Consider the following 17018-nt stretch of genomic DNA (forward strand, 5'->3'; position numbering starts at 1 on the left):
ATCTATTATGAATAAAAAGATGATTCTTGCATTATTGACATCAGCCACTTTAATTTTGGGTGCGTGCAGTGCTAACAGCAGCAGTAATGGAGCAAATGGGGATGGGGCAAAAGAAAACACAGGATTTAACCCTGATAAAGAAGATGGTAAACTCTATTCGGAAATTAGAGATGAGCTAGGTGCAGTACCAAAGGTTACGGATGAATTGAACCTTGGCGGTGTCGCAAAAGCTTTTGAAAATGAATACTGGAGAACACTAAAGGAAGGCATGGAAATAGGTGCTGATAAGTTCTCTAGCAACGGTTACAAAATTAACGCTGATGTTAAATCTCCACAAGGGGAAGCAGACGAAGAAGGGCAATTGTCTATCGTTAGGGATATGATTAATAAAAAATATTCAGGATTATTGTTATCACCAATATCTGATAGTAATCTCGTTCCTGGGGTAGAAGAGGCAGTAGAAGATGATATTCCGGTTATTAATGTAAATGATGGAATTATTGCTGAAGCACCTCATTTTGTTGGGCCGAAAGCTGTAGAAAATGGTGAAAAAGTGGCAGAATGGGTTTCCGAAAAATTGAATGGAAAAGGAAAGGTTGCCATTGTTGTAGGTATGCCTAAAGCCTTTGCTGCACGACAACGTACGCTAGGTTTTGAATCTTGGATTAAAGACAACGCACCAGGAATTGAAATTGTTGAAAAACAAAATGCCGACTGGGATCGCGAAAAGGCAAAAAATACAGCAGAAACTTGGATCAAAAAACATCCTGATTTAAAAGCTATTTTTGCTAACAATGACACCATGGCATTAGGGGTACAAGAAGCTGTTAATGCCTCTGGAAAAGATATTCTTGTTATGGGTGTAGATGGAATTGGTGAAGCATATGATTCCATTCGTAAGGGTGAGCTTGACGCGACAATCGATTCTTTCCCTAAATTTAAAGGACAAATTGCAGTAGAAATGATGATTAGAAAGATCGGTGGTCAAGAATTACCTAGAGTTATTTGGACACCACAAGCGTTAATAGATTCGACGAATGTCGATACACCAGCCGAAGAAATTATTGGCTGGACTGAACCGGAACTAGCTCAATAAATTTGATTAAAAAGCTATAGTCGAATCTACTAAAGATTCGACTATAGTAATAAAAAGGGGAAATTTATAGTGAAAGACCAAGTGGAAAAAATCATAAAATTTCATAATGTTTCTAAGGTTTTCCCAGGTGTAAAGGCATTAAACCGTGTGAGTTTTGATATAGAAAAAGGAGAAATTCATGCCCTTTTAGGAGAAAATGGGGCTGGTAAATCAACCTTGTTAAATATCCTTCATGGTGTATATACAGAATATGATGGGGAAGTACATTTAAATAATCAGGCTGTGAAATTTAAAAATGCAAATGACGCAATACATCACGGAATTTCTAAAGTACATCAAGAAGTAAGTTTAATACCAGAACTTACGGTTGGTCAAAATATCGTATTGGGGTACGAGCCCAAAAAAGGTATGTTAATAGACAATAAACTGATTCATGAACAGGCAAATGAAATTCTATCTAAACTAAGATGTAATTTTAAAAGCGAAGATAAGGCAGGTTCATTAAGTACAGGGGAAATGCAAATGGTTGCAATTGCAAAGGCGCTCTACCACAAGGCTGAGGTAATCTCTTTTGATGAACCTACTGCTTCTTTGTCAAAATCTGAAACGGACTCCTTGTTTGAAATCATAAATGAATTAAAACAAAATGGGATTACGATTTTATATGTCAGTCATCGATTAGAAGAGATTTTTGAAATTTGTGATCGAGCAACTGTACTTCGTGATGGGACATTTATTGAATCCTTTCATGTAAAAGATGTAAGTAAAGAGCAATTAATCAGGAAAATGGTTGGCCGGGACGTTTCCTCCTTTGCTGTCAGAAATAAAAAAGGAATGATCGGCGAAGAGACTGTGTTAGAGGTTAAAGGTTTAACGATTAATAACGTGTATGAAGACATTTCTTTTCATTTGAAAAAAGGAGAGATACTAGGCTTTTTTGGACTAGTAGGCTCGAAAAGAACCGATGTTATTCGCACTATTTTTGGTGCAGAAAAGAAAACAAATGGCTCCATCCTGCTGAATGGCAAAGAGGTTGATATCAAGTCTTCAGAGCAGGCTGTAAAGTTAGGTCTCGGCCTTGTACCAGAAAATCGAAAAACACAAGGATTTCTTAAATTCTTTAACAATGCTGATAATATTGCTTTAACGAAACTTGAGAAATTCACCAAATTTGGTTTGGTTAGCCATAAGAAAAAAACAGAAAATTGCGAGACCTATATAAATGAAATCAATTTACGGCCTGCAAATCCTCATTATTTAACACATGAACTAAGTGGAGGTAATCAACAAAAAGTAGTCATTTCGAAATGGTTATCTTCTGATGCAAATATATTATTTTTAGATGAGCCTACTAAGGGTGTAGATGTTGGAGCGAAGGCAGAAATTTATCGTGTAATGGAAGGGCTATTGGAAAAAGGTAAATCGATCATCATCGTTTCTTCAGAATTACCTGAAGTACTTGGCATGTCCGATCGAATTATCGTCATGAGAGAAGGACGTAAAGTAATAGAGTTAAAGAATAATGGACTAAAAGAAGAAGATGTACTTCAATATGCAATGGGGGTAACCAAAAATGAAAGCCAAGTTATTTAGTCGTGAAGCTAGTCTAATTTTTGCCATTATCATGATGGTCATTATTTTTTCAGCCATAGAACCTATTTATTTAAGTGGTGGTAATTTACTTGATATTTTTGATCAAACCGTCATTAATGGTCTATTAGCCATAGGTATTACCTATGCGATTATTACTGGAGGAATTGATTTATCGATTGGTTCCATTTTTGCAGTGGTCATTGTTATTACTGGGGACTTATTGGTAAGAGGAATGAATCCTGTATTGGCTATTACAATAGGTATGGCACTAGGGTTTGTACTAGGTGTAGTAAATGGACTATTAATCACTAAGTTGAAATTACAACCATTCATTGCCACATTAGGTACAATGAGTGCATATAGAGGTATTGCTTATATCTATACAGGTGGTTGGCCGGTATTGGATATTCCTGATAATTTCAGATCCATGCTTGCAGGAGATGTTGTGAAAGATGTTCCAGTTTCTGTCCTTATTTTGATTGCGTTTACAATAGTAAGTCATATTATTTTAAAGTATACTAAATTAGGAACGTATATCTTTGCTATTGGCGGCAATGAAGAAGCAACAAAATTATCAGGCGTAAATGTTGACCGAACAAAGATTTTAACGTATGCATTATGTGGTGTAGGAGCTGCTTTAGCTGGGATGATCTTGTTAGCACGTCTAGGTTCTGGTGAACCTGCTACTGGACAAGGTTATGAATTAAATGCGATTGCCGCTGCTGCAATTGGCGGGGCTAGTTTAGCAGGTGGTAAAGGAAACATGATCGCTACCTTACTTGGTGCTATTCTATTGTCAGCATTAAAAGTTGGTTTAGTCGTAGTAGGAGTTGACTCATTCTGGCAATATATTGCAACCGGTGCCATTATAGTCGTTGCAGCTTATTCTGAAGTCATCCAAGATAAATTTAAAAAACTTCGTGTAGTTAAAAATAATAATAAAAATACAAACTATCCAAAAAGTGTAGGGATGTAGGCCTTATGGAAAATAACAAAGTAGCTGTCATTGGCAGCCTTAATTATGACATCGTATTAAAACAGGAAAGATTAGCGGAAATTGGTGAAACGATCACGGTTGATGGGGTTTCATTTTGTGGTGGCGGAAAAGGAGCAAACCAAGCCGTTCAATGTGCAAAATTGGGCCTTGAGACATACATGGTAGGTAGAGTAGGTAATGATCATTTTGGGACTATATTAATTGATTCATTGAAGAAATATAAAGTGAAAACGGATTATATCGGTTTAGCTGATACGCATACTGGGCTTGGAATTGTAAACTCTTTTCCTGATGGGAGACTGCTTTCTACGATTGCAACCGGTGCCAATTTTTCTCTAACCGTTGAGGATATAGACCGTGCCGAGCCGATTATTAAGGAAAGTCAAATTGTTATTTTACAATTGGAAATCCCGATGGATGTAGTCGAGTATTCAATAAAATTAGCAAAAAAACATAATTGCTATGTGATCGTGAATGCAGCACCAAGTTACAAGCTCACAGAAGATGTTATGGAGTTAATTGATTGTTTGGTTGTAAATGAATCCGAGGCAAGTTTCTATGCGGGGCGAGAGATTTGTACCGTTGAGGACGCATTACAATGCTGTGATTCATTATTTAAACAGATTGGAGAACTCCTAATTATCACATTAGGTGAAAAAGGCAGCCTCTTATATGATGGAACCAATACTTTTTGCGTTTCACCAGAAAAGGTAAATGTAGTTGAAACCACTGGGGCTGGAGATTCGTATATAGGTGCAATCGCATATGGTTTAATTAATGGTTTAAGTAAAGAGGAAATGGGAAAATTTGCATCGAAAGTTAGCTCAAAAACCGTTACGAAAATTGGCGGCCAGGACGCTATGCCTCATTTAGAGGAAGTTTTAGCTAGTTTTGATGTATAGATTGATGTTAGTTAGGTAGGTATTGAATATGATTCCTTATGTAAGACGAGAAAAAATAATGGAAGAACTAGAAAAAAAGGATTTAATGTATATTGAAGATTTTGTAAGTATCTTTGAAGATGTATCAGAATCAACGATTCGAAGAGATTTAAAAAATCTTGAAGAAGAAAATCAGATTACTGTCCTTAGAGGCGGAGCTGTTAAACGGAAGGTTAATACTTTTGAATTACCAGTTGGCACAAAGAAATTTCTGAATATGGATGAAAAAGAACGAATTGCTAAATTTGCAGCTTCTTTAGTTAATGATGAAGAAGTCATTTATATTGACTCAGGGACAACCTGTGCGGCGATTGTAAAATATATAAAAGCTAGAGACGTTCGTATTGTTACTTCAAACATTTTAGTTTTAAATGAGTTAGATAACCCGAATATTTCAAGCTGCATCATCATTGGTGGAGACGTTAATAAGAATTTAGATTCTATAAGTGGTCCTTTATCCGACAATACCTTAAAAAATCTTTATTTCGATCGATCCTTTCTAGGAGCAAATGGATTTGGTAATGAAATGGGAGTTAATACACCTGACATCAGAGAAGCGAGTAAAAAAACGATCGTCAATACCAATTCCAAGAAGTGCTATGTATTGGCAGATAGCTCTAAGTATAATAAAAGTACCTTATGTAAGGCATTTGAATTAAATCAATGCATTTTAGTAACGGATAAAAAAATTAATGGGCTGGAAGGAAAAATACAGTATTACATTGCGGATTAGAAGTCGGTTATTAATCACGTTACTAGGAATACCCCCTTATCTCAATTAGATAAGGGGGTATTTGTGATTCTAAGATAAACTTATGGAACTTGAAAAATGCTCAAAATATGGTTTTCTTTCATAATCGGAGTTAAAAATACAGTCAAATAGGACTAACCAGAACTTGTACAAGTCCCGGTTGGCAAGGTGAGTGAAAAAATTGGAATATTGTAGTTTCATTTTATGTAAATGTGGGTAATTAAGAATTAATAAGCACCTTCTTTATCACTTGCATCATAAATTCTAGTATTTAAAAAGTAGTCGTTTTGGAGTGGGTTGATTTCCTAAAATTGTAACCAATGAACTGTTTGTTAGAAAATATGGAAAATTTCCAATTCTAAAACGTTTTAATAAGTATAATAAGAATAGGAAAACTTTGGGAGGTAATGAAAAAATGAAGCAGGGTTTAATTTTGATACCTTTTTTGATGTTAATGACTGCATGTTCTTCTGAGGATGTTACCCAGAGGAAGGTATATACTACCAGTGAATTATCTCCGCAAACTATCACCTTGGAACAAACCGAAACGATAACTGAAGACGAAATGGTTGAGAGCAATAAAGCTAATCAACTGGTAAATATCGAAAATAATGATAGCGTTGACACACAGAGTTCCCTTATCATTCCTTCTCAGACAGGAGAGGAAAATAAAAATGAAATTACTACCCTATCACAGGAAACGACACACCTCTTAGTGGATAAAGAGAAAGAAATACCTGCCGAAGATTCTATTATAATCGGAGATTCGGAATATATTAATTTAATGCATGAAGCAAAATTTCAGAATTGGATAAATGTTGCTGTGAAATACGGTGCTGCACTTTATGCCATCCCGTATTCTGATGTTTTTGCGATTGTGAAAGATGGAGAGGTGCTCGTCGGTATGAGTACCGGGGTTGCGAGTGCTGCGCCCAGCCATACAGATATCCTATGTGATTTGATGGCAGATAAAGGAGAGTCCGCAGAAAAAATTATCGAAGGAATCAACCAAGTGGCAGAAACGGGAGAGAGTGTTCAATTGGTAGGTCCACAGGAATTTGATGATGATTTTTCCATTGAAAAGCAGGATGAGTGGATTGTTGTTTCGTGGTAATAAGAAGAGAGGATTTCTAGCTGCTTAGAAACCTCTTTTTTTTATTAGTTAGATAGTCAAAGAACCACTGAGATTAAACTCAGTGGTTCTTCCAATTACTTATTAGAAGTATCCTTCGACAAGAAGTTATAAATATTAGCTTCGCCTGCTCCATATAGTGGATCTACTCCAACTTTTCCAAAATCAATGGCACTTTGTCTGATGGCTGCTGCTACTTGTGCAGGGCTATACTCAGGGTGAGCGGCTTTAATGACTCCAGCAACTCCAGCTACTTTCGGTGCTGCCATGGAAGTACCATGCAAATAAGAGTACCCATGCCATTTTCCGTCGCTAAATTGCGTTGTAGCATTTGTTCCAGCTCCCGCACCTACTGGATAAGTAGGATAAGTAGATAATGTACGATACGTAAAATCACGTGTATTTAAATAGTCTCCGGCAGGATTTTTACGGAAAAGACCGTCGTATACTGGACCATTATCACCTCCAGGGGCAGCAACATCAATGGCATTACCGTAATTCGAGTAGAATGCAATATTGTCTTCTGACCATTCATTAGAGGAGGAAACCGTAATAACCCCAGGAATTTGTGCTGGAACCACACGGGATGGCCCCTTAATGTCTAAGCCGTAAGTAGTCTTCCAATAGGCTTGCATGTCCTGTAAATTGTTTAGGTCTTTGGAGTCGTTACCAGAAGATACGACCACTGTTACTCCTTTTTGAATCGCGTATTGAATGGCACGGTGATAGGCAACCATAGAAGCGGAATCACCTTTCTCTTCTAGGTTATGAGCCATCCAGCGCCAGCCGCCAATGGACATATTAATAACTTCAACGCCATCGTTTGCTGCTGCTACAATGGCATTGGTAATCCATGATTGCTGTGCTCCTCCAGTGGCTCCAAATACACGGTAAGCTCTGACAGTTAAATCCGGACCAACACCCTTTACCTTTCCATTCGCAGCTATCGATCCAGCAACATGTGTGCCGTGGCCATTTTGGTCCCAAGCATTTGCAGTTCCTGGAACAAATGTTTTTGAGCCAGCCTCATCTGCATTTGCCTTTAAATCTGGATGGCTAAAGTCAATACCAGTATCAATTACCGCAACAACTGTATCTTTATTTCCGTCATTTAAATCATAAGATTTCCCATCGTTAGTAAGACGCTGCATGTCCCATTGTTTATCCCAATAGCTGCCTGCGGTTGCATCTAAAGTAACTTTCTCTCCATTAGGAGTTCCTGGGGTAAAATTAACTTTAGTATCTGGATCTGTTTCTAGGTATGCTTCAAGTTCTCTGCCTGCTGATTGTACGTTTGTATCTTTTTTTACATTAGTAAGGAAAGCAGGGTCAGCGGATGCAACCTCTACGATGCCAATTTCTTCTATGATTCGCTCTACTTTTCCGCCTGATTTTTCGATTCTCTCAGAGAAATTGGCTGGCAGTTTCCCCTTATAGGCTACAACAAAATGTTCTGGCTCCGGTGAAGCCTTTGTTTTGCTCGGCTGGACCCCAACTAGTAGTGAAAATGATAGAGCAGAACAAATAGATAATACAGCTAGTTTCTTCTTCATTTAAAATCCTCCCTTTATATGTAATTTTACGTGATACACGTAGAATTAAATTTTAATACAAGCCCTTATATATAGTTGTCGAAATATAAATTTAAAGAGTATGAATATTATGACAAAAAATACCATTCCCCCTGACTGTCACTTTCCGATTGTTCTCCAAGATTGATAGGTTGCTAGATATTCCCCTCTATGCCCAGAGATAATCCGAAAAAAAGTGAAGAAGTATATCTTCACTTTAATTGCGATATTTTCCTTCTGTTGAGCATTGCAAGTTATGGATTCGTTGACCATAGCCCGGCTGTTGTTAGGACAACTCTTGGATGAAGCTTTAAACCTGATACGATCAGGTCTGCTAGATCTTCCGGCTGCATTACATTTTCGGGATTTCCAGTAATTAGATTGGTATCGAAGGCTAAGTCCGTTGCGACTGTGCTTGGTGTTAATGCTTTTACACGGATATTATGTTTTCTTACTTCTAGCATAAGCGATTCTGTCAGCCCGAGGACAGCGAATTTAGAGGCACTATAGGCACTTGTAACGGGAGCTCCTTTTTGTCCTGCTGAAGAAGAGATGTTGACGATATCTCCGGATTTCCGTTCGATCATTCCAGGCAAGACCGCTCTTGTAACATTGTAGACGCCCATCACGTTTACGCGGATAATGTTCTCCCACTCTTCAGGGGTTAAATCTAAAAAGCCGCCAAATTTAGCAGTACCTGCGTTATTGATTAAAATATCAATAGACGCTAGATCTGATTGTATATGCTCTACCGCATGTTGAACGGAGGTTAAATCTGCAACATCGGCTGCAGCAGCAGAAACGTTGACATCATAAGAAGCTAAATCAGCTGCTACTTTTTCCAGATTAGACATGTTTAAGCCGATTAATCCAAGATTCACACCTTCTTTGGCTAAAGCAATGGCTGTTGCTCGGCCAATCCCTCTTCCAGCTCCTGTTATAATCGCATTTTTTCCTTTTAAAGAGATCATATGTACACTCCTATTTTTATATTGATAGTCATTCAATCTAACACATGTATTCTCTCCTAATTAGTTAAAAATCATTTAACGGTTAAGAGAAGATGAATAGAAATCCTAGAAATAGCGCATAAATTAACAGGTATGATAATCTATGAGGGTAAATACATATCGATAGTAAAAGGAGAATGGAGCATGAATTTTGTAACGTTAAATAACGGTTTAAAAATGCCGCAGTTGGGCTTTGGTGTTTGGCAGGTTCCAGATGACCAAGCGACTGAGGCAGTTGAAATTGCACTAAAAGTTGGATACACATCGATTGATACGGCAATGATCTATAAAAACGAAAAGGGCGTGGGAAGGGCGATTGCTGAATCCTCCGTTCCTCGTGAAGAGTTATTTATTACAACCAAGGTTTGGAATGCTGACCAAGGCTATGAAAAAACCTTACGTGCATTTGAGGAAAGCCTAGATAGATTAGGACTTGATTATATTGATTTATATTTGATTCATTGGCCAACACCTAACTTTCACCAGTATGTTGATACTTATAAGGCTTTAGAAAAGCTTTATCATGATGGCCGAGTGAAGGCAATCGGGGTTTGTAATTTTGAAATTGAGCACTTAGAGCGCATTTTAAAAGAATGTGAAGTTGTGCCGGTATTGAATCAAGTTGAGTGTCATCCATACCTTGCTCAAAATGAGTTAAAAGAGTTTTGCGCAAAACACAATATCTTTGTAGAAGCTTGGAGTCCTCTTGAACAGGGCGGTGAGGTGCTGCAGGACGAAGTGGTTCAAAAGATTGCTGCGTCACACAGCAAATCTCCAGCTCAAGTGGTGCTGCGCTGGCATTTACAAAACAACACCATCGTCATTCCAAAATCGGTGACACCATCAAGAATCGAAGAAAACTTTAATGTATTTGATTTCGAACTTAGCACAGATGAAATGAACGAAATTAATAAACTTAACCGTAATCGACGTAAAGGTCCTAATCCAAACGATATGCATGTACGTTAACGGACAATGGAACAAAGGGGACGGTTCTCTTGGCTTAATGTTGAATTTTTATAATTCACTTGCTTTTTACTAGGGGGCATTGCTGAACTACGGCAATGCCTTTTTGGTGCTGTGGTGAAGGTTCATCTGGTGCACGCTTTATCCTGATTTTTATAAACATGTATTTACTATAGGAGTATTCCGGAAGCAATTGTAATGCCCTAATAGGTATAAGCACACCATATTTAGCTGTTTGCATAAATTAATTTGTAGCTAAATATATAGATGAAGGTAGGAAATTATTATGGTTACGAACTTGGATTATTCCTCATCCTCAGCACAATTCACCTTTGATGTAAACACAAGTCCTGTAATGAAAAAGGATAATCAAAACTACATTAATGTTCTTGGTATCAACCAACTTAATACACTCGAGAATGTATCATTACTTAATATTTTTCTAAGTACCAATAACGTGATAGAACCTCATTATCACCAGAATGCTGCAGAACTCGTTTATTGCATTTCTGGAGCTGCTGTTGTGTCTATCTTGAATCCATATACAAAGCAAATTCAAAATTATCCGATTACACCTGGTCAAGTAGCAAACGTTCCACATGGTTGATGGCATTATGAAGTGGCGACAGTTGATCACACACACCTTTTGGCTATCTTTAATGCACCAACTCCTGAAGTCATTCTTGGATCAGACATCTTAAAGCTGACACCTTCACATATCATGGCCCACACCTATTGCCTTGATGAAAATCAGTGGAAAGAAGTTATTAAACCCGTTCAACCTTCCACCTTTATTGGTCCACCTAAATCTTGCGAAAGAAGCAATGGAAGAGTAGAGGAATATTATTTAAACCACTACCATAACACAGTGTATTCTGCTCCAGCGTATTATCAACCAATTTATCAAAATTCCTCTTGGGGAACATATTATTATTAAGGGAAAATAAAGGCTGTTCTGGTCTCAAAAACTAGTAGATTTGAGTTTGCGGGAGTCCGCGCAACTTAGTCAAAAAACATAGAAACGACTAATCCTTCTTAGATTAGTCGTTCATTGATTCACATTGCTTCATTGTAAAAAGCGTATTCTCTAAAAAAAACTGGTAAGTCAAGAAGTGATGTTAATTCAGCAAATGTACCCTTTTGCTCGATTTCTAAATCGACAATATTATAGCTCCATTCCATTTCTGATGGAATATGAATCGCATTTATGCCTAATTCTATTGCGGGCTTTATATCTGTTTTGAGTGAATTTCCAATCATCCAAATCGAGTTCTTGTTGGCAGGGATTTTATTGATTACCTTTTGTAAGGCTTTACTATTTTTATGCTGAGAAATATACACTCTTTCTTCAAAGTAGGGTTCTAGTGCTAATTGTCTAATTTTTCGAGTTTGATTTTTTACATCCCCGCCAGTGAATAAATAGAGTTGATGACCGTCCTCTTGTAATTGATTCAGAACATCATACATATAAGGAAGAGGCTCCACTTCTGTTTCAAAAACACTCCGGCCAATAGTTCGAACTTGTTCTACTTCATTTGCCTTTATGCCCTTACGATATTTTTGGCAAAAATAAAAATAGGTTGCAACAAGTGTTTCTGGAAATTTTTCTGAAAGTAAGCCGTTTAGCTCAACACTTTTTAAATCGATTTCTAATTGCTTTTGCATGATCTCTTCATCGGATGGTGTTTTTATCCATTCTTTTATTTTAGTAACAAATTCATTTTTAGCTTGCTCAAAATATTTATTGCAGTGGATTAGCGTATCATCCAGGTCCAATATTAAGGTTTGTTGATTCATAACCAATTCCCCCTTAAATAGTGGTGTAAACTAATTATATGGGTAAACATTACGGCGATGATAAAAACAGCATTTCCTACTTTAAAATTAGTTATTATGTATGAACGAAACGGTATTACAACGTTTTTTTGGATTAATTCATTTCGGGTATTCTATCCTAGAAGCTACAACAATTATGATTGAGGAACAATACCAATAACAGAGATGAAGCCCCTTCAAAGATTGAGAAGGGGCAGTTTATTTTAGTAATCCAATCCTAATTTCTTTTTCTCCATACAGTAAATTCTAAGAATGAAGAACTAAACGGACAAGCATATGGGCCAGTTTATGCTGTTCTTCCTCAGTGCCCACGTTCCATAGTTCCTGCAATAAACGCTCCTCAGAATTCTTAGGTGGTTCCTTATGAGCGAGGTAATCGGCTACTTTCTGAGCCGAGTTGGCTAACTGCTCTTCATCCATACCTAGTTTTTTTCCTAAATTAACTTTTCCCCTAAGATATTCCCTGAAATCATCAAAACTTTTTAACGCGTCACCATTTTTGTAAACCTGGTTTTCTATCTTTTCCTCATCTAACTGTTCCATAACTATCACTCCTTTAGTTGTCCATCATTGTTTCATGTGCTTGTTCTGTATATTCCCTGTGCCTATCTAAATCAAACCTTATTTTGTTGAAAGTAAAGAGTCGCAATAGTAAAAGACCAACCCCGAAGAATTGGTCTCTTATCTTTTCTGTTTTATTCAGCAATTACTTTTTCCCCAAGAATGTTATTAGTAAAGTCTAGTAAATTTGTTTTTTCTCAAAGAAATATATAGGAAAATCCCAAGAGAAACAGTTGTCCAGATCAGTGAGACTGCCGGATCAATATTTTTGACCACAAATAAGGATGGGATGTCACCAAAGGCAGAGTCATCCATCGTGATGAACCACCCCAACAGCATATTATTTGCTGCGTGGGCACCAATTGACAATTCGGCACTGTTCGTTTTAACCGTGATATAAGACCAAATGAATCCAGTTAACAAATAATTTGCTCCCATCAAAATGGGGGAATACCCCATCTCAGGATTGGTGAAATGAAGCGCGCCAAAAATGGTGCCTGCTATGAGCGATAATAGAAAAGGAATACGAATCCATTTTCCGAAGAATTGTAAGAGATATCCTCTAAAAAATAATTCCTCACAGGTAGTTTGAATGGGAGTTAATACCAGTACTAGAACGAATAAAAATAAAAAATCAGAAACAGTGACATCGTTCAATACGTAATCTCCAGGGTTTAAAAGGGAATCAATGATGGAAGTCAGACCCAGGATGACAAAGAAGGTACTAAAACCAAAGCCTAATCGCTTCCAATCTATTTTTCTATTGGGCGTAATGAGCGATGTGAATTTGCGTTTATGAATGAAACGAATCGTGACAAACAGGCCCAAAAGCCAAAATATAAATTGTGAATTCAACAAGGCAAAATAAAGCAACGGGTTAATTCCCACATAATCCTCTTTTTCAAAATCAAAATAGGTATTGGGGTTATTGTCCGTATTAACAATCCATTCACTAATGATGAGATAAGGCAGCGATCCAACAAAAATAAACAGTAGAATTACAATAAAGGAAGATAAATACCGCTTCCAGCTATTCTTGCCTTCTTTTACTTTAATAAAATCCAATTTTAGGAACACCAACATTCTAGTAGTTTTTTGAAAAATTCATGAGGACAGTACCCATTGACTTTGACTTTTATTGCAGTATAGAAGAGAATTGGACAGTGAAAGCCATTTATCAAAATGATATGCCCATAGGCTTTACCATGTATGGCTATTCTGACGAACTCGCTGGCTATGAGATTTGTAGAATAATGATAGATTACAAGTTTCAAGGAAATGGGTTTGGTAAAAAAGCATTACTACTTGTCATAAAAGAAATGGTAAATCAATTTAATTTGTTTTTTTGGTCTTTTGCACTACTAAGTCTTATAATGTCGAACCAGTTTTGTTTCGTCACGTCTTTTAATGTAATCATGTCATTTCCCTCTAATCAAATTTTAATCTCGATTAATAAATTCTCTGTTTGGCGAATATAACCTTTTTTAGGGTGGGAAAAATTCAATTTTATGTGGTGACCATCCAAATGTTATCAGTGAAAAATCGTATATCCCTAAAAATACTATTGGCCCCTCTCAAAATGAATAATGAAGATAAAGCAGTAACGCTCTGATGAATGAGAGTATACATAAAATAACTTTATTTCATTGTTTTGGAGTGATATAGTCTTAAGTGAATTCGCCAAATATGGGGGCAAGGTACCAAAGTCTCTAACGAATATAAAGCGAAGAGTAATGGATGTTTTGCGGAAAAGTAAAGTAGAACTCTTAATGGAGACTTGTGAGTCTATTTTAATTTATGAGGAGGTTTAACATGAAAAGTTTTGAAGACAAATTGGAGCATTATGCTGAACTCGTGGTTAAGGTAGGACTAAACGTTCAAAAAGGACAAAGATTACTGATCAATTCTCCTATTGAAGCGGCTGATTTCACACGGAGAATCACGAAATATGCTTATGAGCACGGATGTAGTCGTGTATTTGTAGACTGGGTTGATACAGGTTTGAATCGAATCCATTATTTAAACGCGTCGGATGACGTTTTAAAGAATTTCATCGAACAGTGGGAAGTTGATAAATTCAATAGCCTGGCAGAGCATAACGACTGTATGCTATTTATTGCAGGAACGGATCCGAGTGCATACGCAAATATTCCACCTGAACGTATTATGTTCGTTCAAAAAAACGGAGCTGAAAAACTGCAATCAATTGCTCAAAAAAGACTACGGGGTGACGTGCCTTGGGCAATCATTGGTGTACCAACTGAAGCTTGGGCAGAGAGTATTTATCCAAAGTTGAAAAAAGATGAAGCGGTAGCTGCTTTATGGGAAGCGATTTTTAAAACAGTAAGAGTCGATCAACAAGATCCAATCGCCGCGTGGCAAGAACATTCAGCAACCCTTACAAAAAAAGTGGATTATCTGAATGAACAAAAGTTTAAGTCTCTTCATTATAAATCGGAAGGAACAAATCTATCCATCGATCTACATCCAGATCACAAATGGGTAGGTGGCGGTCATCCATCCACATTTGGAACGACCTATATTCCAAACCTTCCAACAGAAGAAGTGTTTACGACGCCTCATAAATATGGAGTTAACGGAACGGTCGCTAGTAAAAAACCTTTATCTGCCTTAGGAAACTTAATCGAGAACTTTTCACTCACGTTCAAAGAAGGAAAAGTGGTTGATTTTTCTGCAGAAAAGGGATATGAGACGTTAAAACAGCTTCTTAGTATGGATGAAGGGATGTTATACCTTGGTGAAGTGGCGTTAGTACCACATGATTCACCAATCTCGAACTCAGGAATTATCTTTAATAATACCTTGTTTGATGAGAATGCTTCTTGCCACCTGGCAATAGGAAATGCAATTTCCATGGCACTTCATGACGCAAAGAACATTAACATCGAGGATTATGAGAAAAAAGGCATTAACCATAGCACTGGACACACTGACTTTATGATTGGTTCAGCCGATCTTGAGATTGTAGCTGAATATTATGATGGGAGAAAAGTTCCACTGTTTAAAAATGGAAACTGGGCTTAGATGACAAGGGGAAGGTTCTGGCGGCTTTTTGAGCCACCAGAACCTTCCCCGCGGTGTTCATCTTACTTTTCTGCTGAGATTATTAAGAACATAGGTCTACGGAGTTCATCTTTCATTTCAGCAATGCTCTTTAACATTTCTTCAGAGGGAATTGGTTCCTTGACTGTCCTTACAATAAAACCAGCATTAATTAAGTCATTGATATAAGTTGAAAATGTACGATGATATTTTATTACGTTTTCAGTTAGGAATGTTGTTTCACGCAACCCTTCCAATTGGTAATTGTCAACTGCCCAATGTAGACGATTCCCTTTGTCATCATAATACCAATCTTGCTCGTTCCGTGAAGTGAAAATAGGATGTTCAACTGAAAAAACAAAAGAACCTCCAGGCTTCAGACAATTATAAACCTTTTTACAGATTGCTTCAAAGGACTTAATATAGTGAAAAGCTAATGAACTAATGACAACATCAAATTGAGAGTCTGAAAAATTAATGTCTTCAATTGGCATGTTAACGTAAGAAATTAAAGAATCATTCGTCATTTCACGAGCTTTTTGAAGCATTTTTTCAGATATATCTACTCCAATAACAGACCTTGCTTGCTGTTCACGAGCATAACGGCAATGCCAGCCAAAACCACATCCCAAATCAAGTACACTTTTATATCGAAGTTCTGGTAAAAGTTCTTTTAATACGTGCCATTCTCCCGCACCTTCAAGTCCTTTGACTGAACGTGGCATTTTTTCATATGCCAAAAAGAAATTTACATCATCATACTTGTTTTGCTTCATAATTTATACAACTCCTAAATATTAAGTTAGCCTCCTAAAACAACATCAATTCATTCATAAAGTCGGTTGATAAAAATGCTTCAACGAAAAATCGATATATCTTACTTTGGTAACTCATTACTTATTCTATAAATTATTAAATAACCCCTTCTTCCATTAAACTCTCCCCTTAAGCGAAGAAAATAGAACCAGTCCATTAAATTCTTTGTAATGATTGTAGTGAAAACTTAAAACTTAATTGAAGAATTTTATGATGGGTATTTTAGCGAAAATCAGCTGTAAATTAAAAGGTCACGTTTATGAAGAAACAAATCAGAAACCCGATGGATGGGGATATATTGCAACTTGGTTTTTATGTAACCGATGTGGTCATGAAAAATTAGTCACGAAGCGTGAGGATGAAGCTTAATGTTGGGCATCAAGTAACGGTGCCGGTGTATTGCCGTATTTTAGTTAACAAATGCTCTCTCCTAACCATCAGACATAACAACATTATTTCACAGCGCTTTAGTAAAAATGAGTGTCAAATTCTTATCAATTTGGCACTCTTTTTATGCTCACAGCAACATCGAAATATGGCCGAGTTAATCCCGGCGCTACATATTTACAGTGTTTTATACATAATTGGTTATTATTATAACTGGATTCGAAATTCTCCAGTTCAAATCGTTGGGCATTCACAGCAATTATTTAATTGACGGTAAAATAAACTATATAGTCTATTT

16 protein-coding genes and 1 pseudogene are annotated in these 17018 nt (G+C 36.9%); 11 read left to right on the forward strand and 6 right to left on the reverse strand.

The window, feature by feature from the left end:
- Positions 1 to 7: 7 nt before the first annotated feature.
- The 6 genes from QFZ31_RS23195 to QFZ31_RS23220 all read left to right on the forward strand — a co-directional run bounded on the left by QFZ31_RS23195 (position 8) and on the right by QFZ31_RS23220 (position 6492).
- A complete protein-coding gene (locus QFZ31_RS23195) occupies positions 8 to 1096 on the forward strand; it encodes a substrate-binding domain-containing protein (RefSeq protein ID WP_307307428.1) in 1089 nt (362 codons plus the stop codon).
- A gap of 69 nt (positions 1097 to 1165) precedes the next feature.
- A complete protein-coding gene (locus tag QFZ31_RS23200; protein ID WP_307307431.1) occupies positions 1166 to 2689 on the forward strand; it encodes a sugar ABC transporter ATP-binding protein in 1524 nt (507 codons plus the stop codon).
- Positions 2670 to 3665, forward strand: a complete 996-nt coding sequence (locus QFZ31_RS23205; protein WP_307307433.1) for an ABC transporter permease — start codon at positions 2670 to 2672, stop codon at positions 3663 to 3665. The genes QFZ31_RS23200 and QFZ31_RS23205 overlap by 20 nt, the downstream gene beginning before the upstream one ends.
- 5 nt (positions 3666 to 3670) lie before the next feature.
- Positions 3671 to 4588, forward strand: a complete 918-nt coding sequence (locus QFZ31_RS23210) for a ribokinase (RefSeq protein ID WP_307307435.1) — start codon at positions 3671 to 3673, stop codon at positions 4586 to 4588.
- Positions 4589 to 4616: 28 nt separating this feature from the next.
- The gene (locus tag QFZ31_RS23215; RefSeq protein ID WP_307307439.1) at positions 4617 to 5360 is read left to right on the forward strand and encodes a DeoR/GlpR family DNA-binding transcription regulator; all 744 of its coding nucleotides are present in this window, start codon (positions 4617 to 4619) and stop codon (positions 5358 to 5360) included.
- 433 nt (positions 5361 to 5793) lie between these two features.
- Positions 5794 to 6492 (forward strand): hypothetical protein, encoded by a 699-nt coding sequence (locus QFZ31_RS23220; protein WP_307307441.1) that lies wholly within the window; start codon positions 5794 to 5796, stop codon positions 6490 to 6492.
- Positions 6493 to 6587: 95 nt separating this feature from the next.
- On the opposite strand, the gene QFZ31_RS23225 is transcribed toward QFZ31_RS23220, so the two are convergent.
- Both QFZ31_RS23225 and QFZ31_RS23230 read right to left on the reverse strand, forming a co-directional pair.
- Positions 6588 to 8063 (reverse strand): S8 family serine peptidase, encoded by a 1476-nt coding sequence (locus QFZ31_RS23225; RefSeq protein ID WP_307307443.1) that lies wholly within the window; start codon positions 8061 to 8063, stop codon positions 6588 to 6590.
- A gap of 272 nt (positions 8064 to 8335) precedes the next feature.
- Positions 8336 to 9052, reverse strand: a complete 717-nt coding sequence (locus QFZ31_RS23230; RefSeq protein ID WP_307307446.1) for a 3-ketoacyl-ACP reductase — start codon at positions 9050 to 9052, stop codon at positions 8336 to 8338.
- Between the two features lie 183 nt (positions 9053 to 9235).
- On the opposite strand from QFZ31_RS23230, the gene QFZ31_RS23235 reads away from it, so the two are divergent.
- Together QFZ31_RS23235 and QFZ31_RS23240 are read left to right on the forward strand one after the other, a co-directional pair.
- Positions 9236 to 10060: an aldo/keto reductase gene (locus tag QFZ31_RS23235; RefSeq protein ID WP_307307449.1), complete on the forward strand. Its 825-nt coding sequence runs from the start codon at positions 9236 to 9238 to the stop codon at positions 10058 to 10060.
- A 283-nt stretch (positions 10061 to 10343) separates the two neighbouring features.
- Positions 10344 to 10994 (forward strand): annotated as a pseudogene (locus QFZ31_RS23240) (cupin domain-containing protein).
- A gap of 119 nt (positions 10995 to 11113) precedes the next feature.
- On the opposite strand, the gene QFZ31_RS23245 reads toward QFZ31_RS23240, so the two are convergent.
- The 3 genes from QFZ31_RS23245 to QFZ31_RS23255 all read right to left on the reverse strand — a co-directional run bounded on the left by QFZ31_RS23245 (position 11114) and on the right by QFZ31_RS23255 (position 13519).
- On the reverse strand, positions 11114 to 11854 hold the full coding sequence (locus tag QFZ31_RS23245) for an HAD family hydrolase (protein ID WP_307307451.1): 741 nt from the start codon (positions 11852 to 11854) through the stop codon (positions 11114 to 11116).
- Positions 11855 to 12139: 285 nt separating this feature from the next.
- Positions 12140 to 12436, reverse strand: a complete 297-nt coding sequence (locus tag QFZ31_RS23250; protein WP_307307458.1) for a DUF3243 domain-containing protein — start codon at positions 12434 to 12436, stop codon at positions 12140 to 12142.
- Between the two features lie 186 nt (positions 12437 to 12622).
- On the reverse strand, positions 12623 to 13519 hold the full coding sequence (locus QFZ31_RS23255) for a CPBP family intramembrane glutamic endopeptidase (RefSeq protein ID WP_307307460.1): 897 nt from the start codon (positions 13517 to 13519) through the stop codon (positions 12623 to 12625).
- Between the two features lie 41 nt (positions 13520 to 13560).
- On the opposite strand from QFZ31_RS23255, the gene QFZ31_RS23260 reads away from it, so the two are divergent.
- Together QFZ31_RS23260 and QFZ31_RS23265 are read left to right on the forward strand one after the other, a co-directional pair.
- Complete coding sequence (locus tag QFZ31_RS23260; protein WP_307307463.1) at positions 13561 to 13932, forward strand: GNAT family N-acetyltransferase; 372 nt, start codon at positions 13561 to 13563, stop codon at positions 13930 to 13932.
- Between the two features lie 334 nt (positions 13933 to 14266).
- Entirely contained in the window at positions 14267 to 15499 is a 1233-nt protein-coding gene (locus QFZ31_RS23265; protein ID WP_307307466.1) for an aminopeptidase, read from the forward strand.
- A 62-nt stretch (positions 15500 to 15561) separates the two neighbouring features.
- On the opposite strand, the gene QFZ31_RS23270 is transcribed toward QFZ31_RS23265, so the two are convergent.
- On the reverse strand, positions 15562 to 16293 hold the full coding sequence (locus tag QFZ31_RS23270; RefSeq protein ID WP_307307469.1) for a class I SAM-dependent methyltransferase: 732 nt from the start codon (positions 16291 to 16293) through the stop codon (positions 15562 to 15564).
- 250 nt (positions 16294 to 16543) lie between these two features.
- Here QFZ31_RS23270 and QFZ31_RS23275 point away from each other — a divergent pair, with 250 nt between their 5' ends.
- Positions 16544 to 16702 carry a hypothetical protein gene (locus QFZ31_RS23275; RefSeq protein WP_179602738.1) on the forward strand — a complete coding sequence of 53 codons (159 nt, stop codon included), beginning with the start codon at positions 16544 to 16546 and terminating at the stop codon, positions 16700 to 16702.
- Positions 16703 to 17018: the final 316 nt, after the last annotated feature.

Origin of the sequence: Neobacillus niacini (assembly GCF_030817595.1) — a bacterium.
GTDB lineage: Bacteria > Bacillota > Bacilli > Bacillales > Cytobacillaceae > Neobacillus > Neobacillus niacini_G.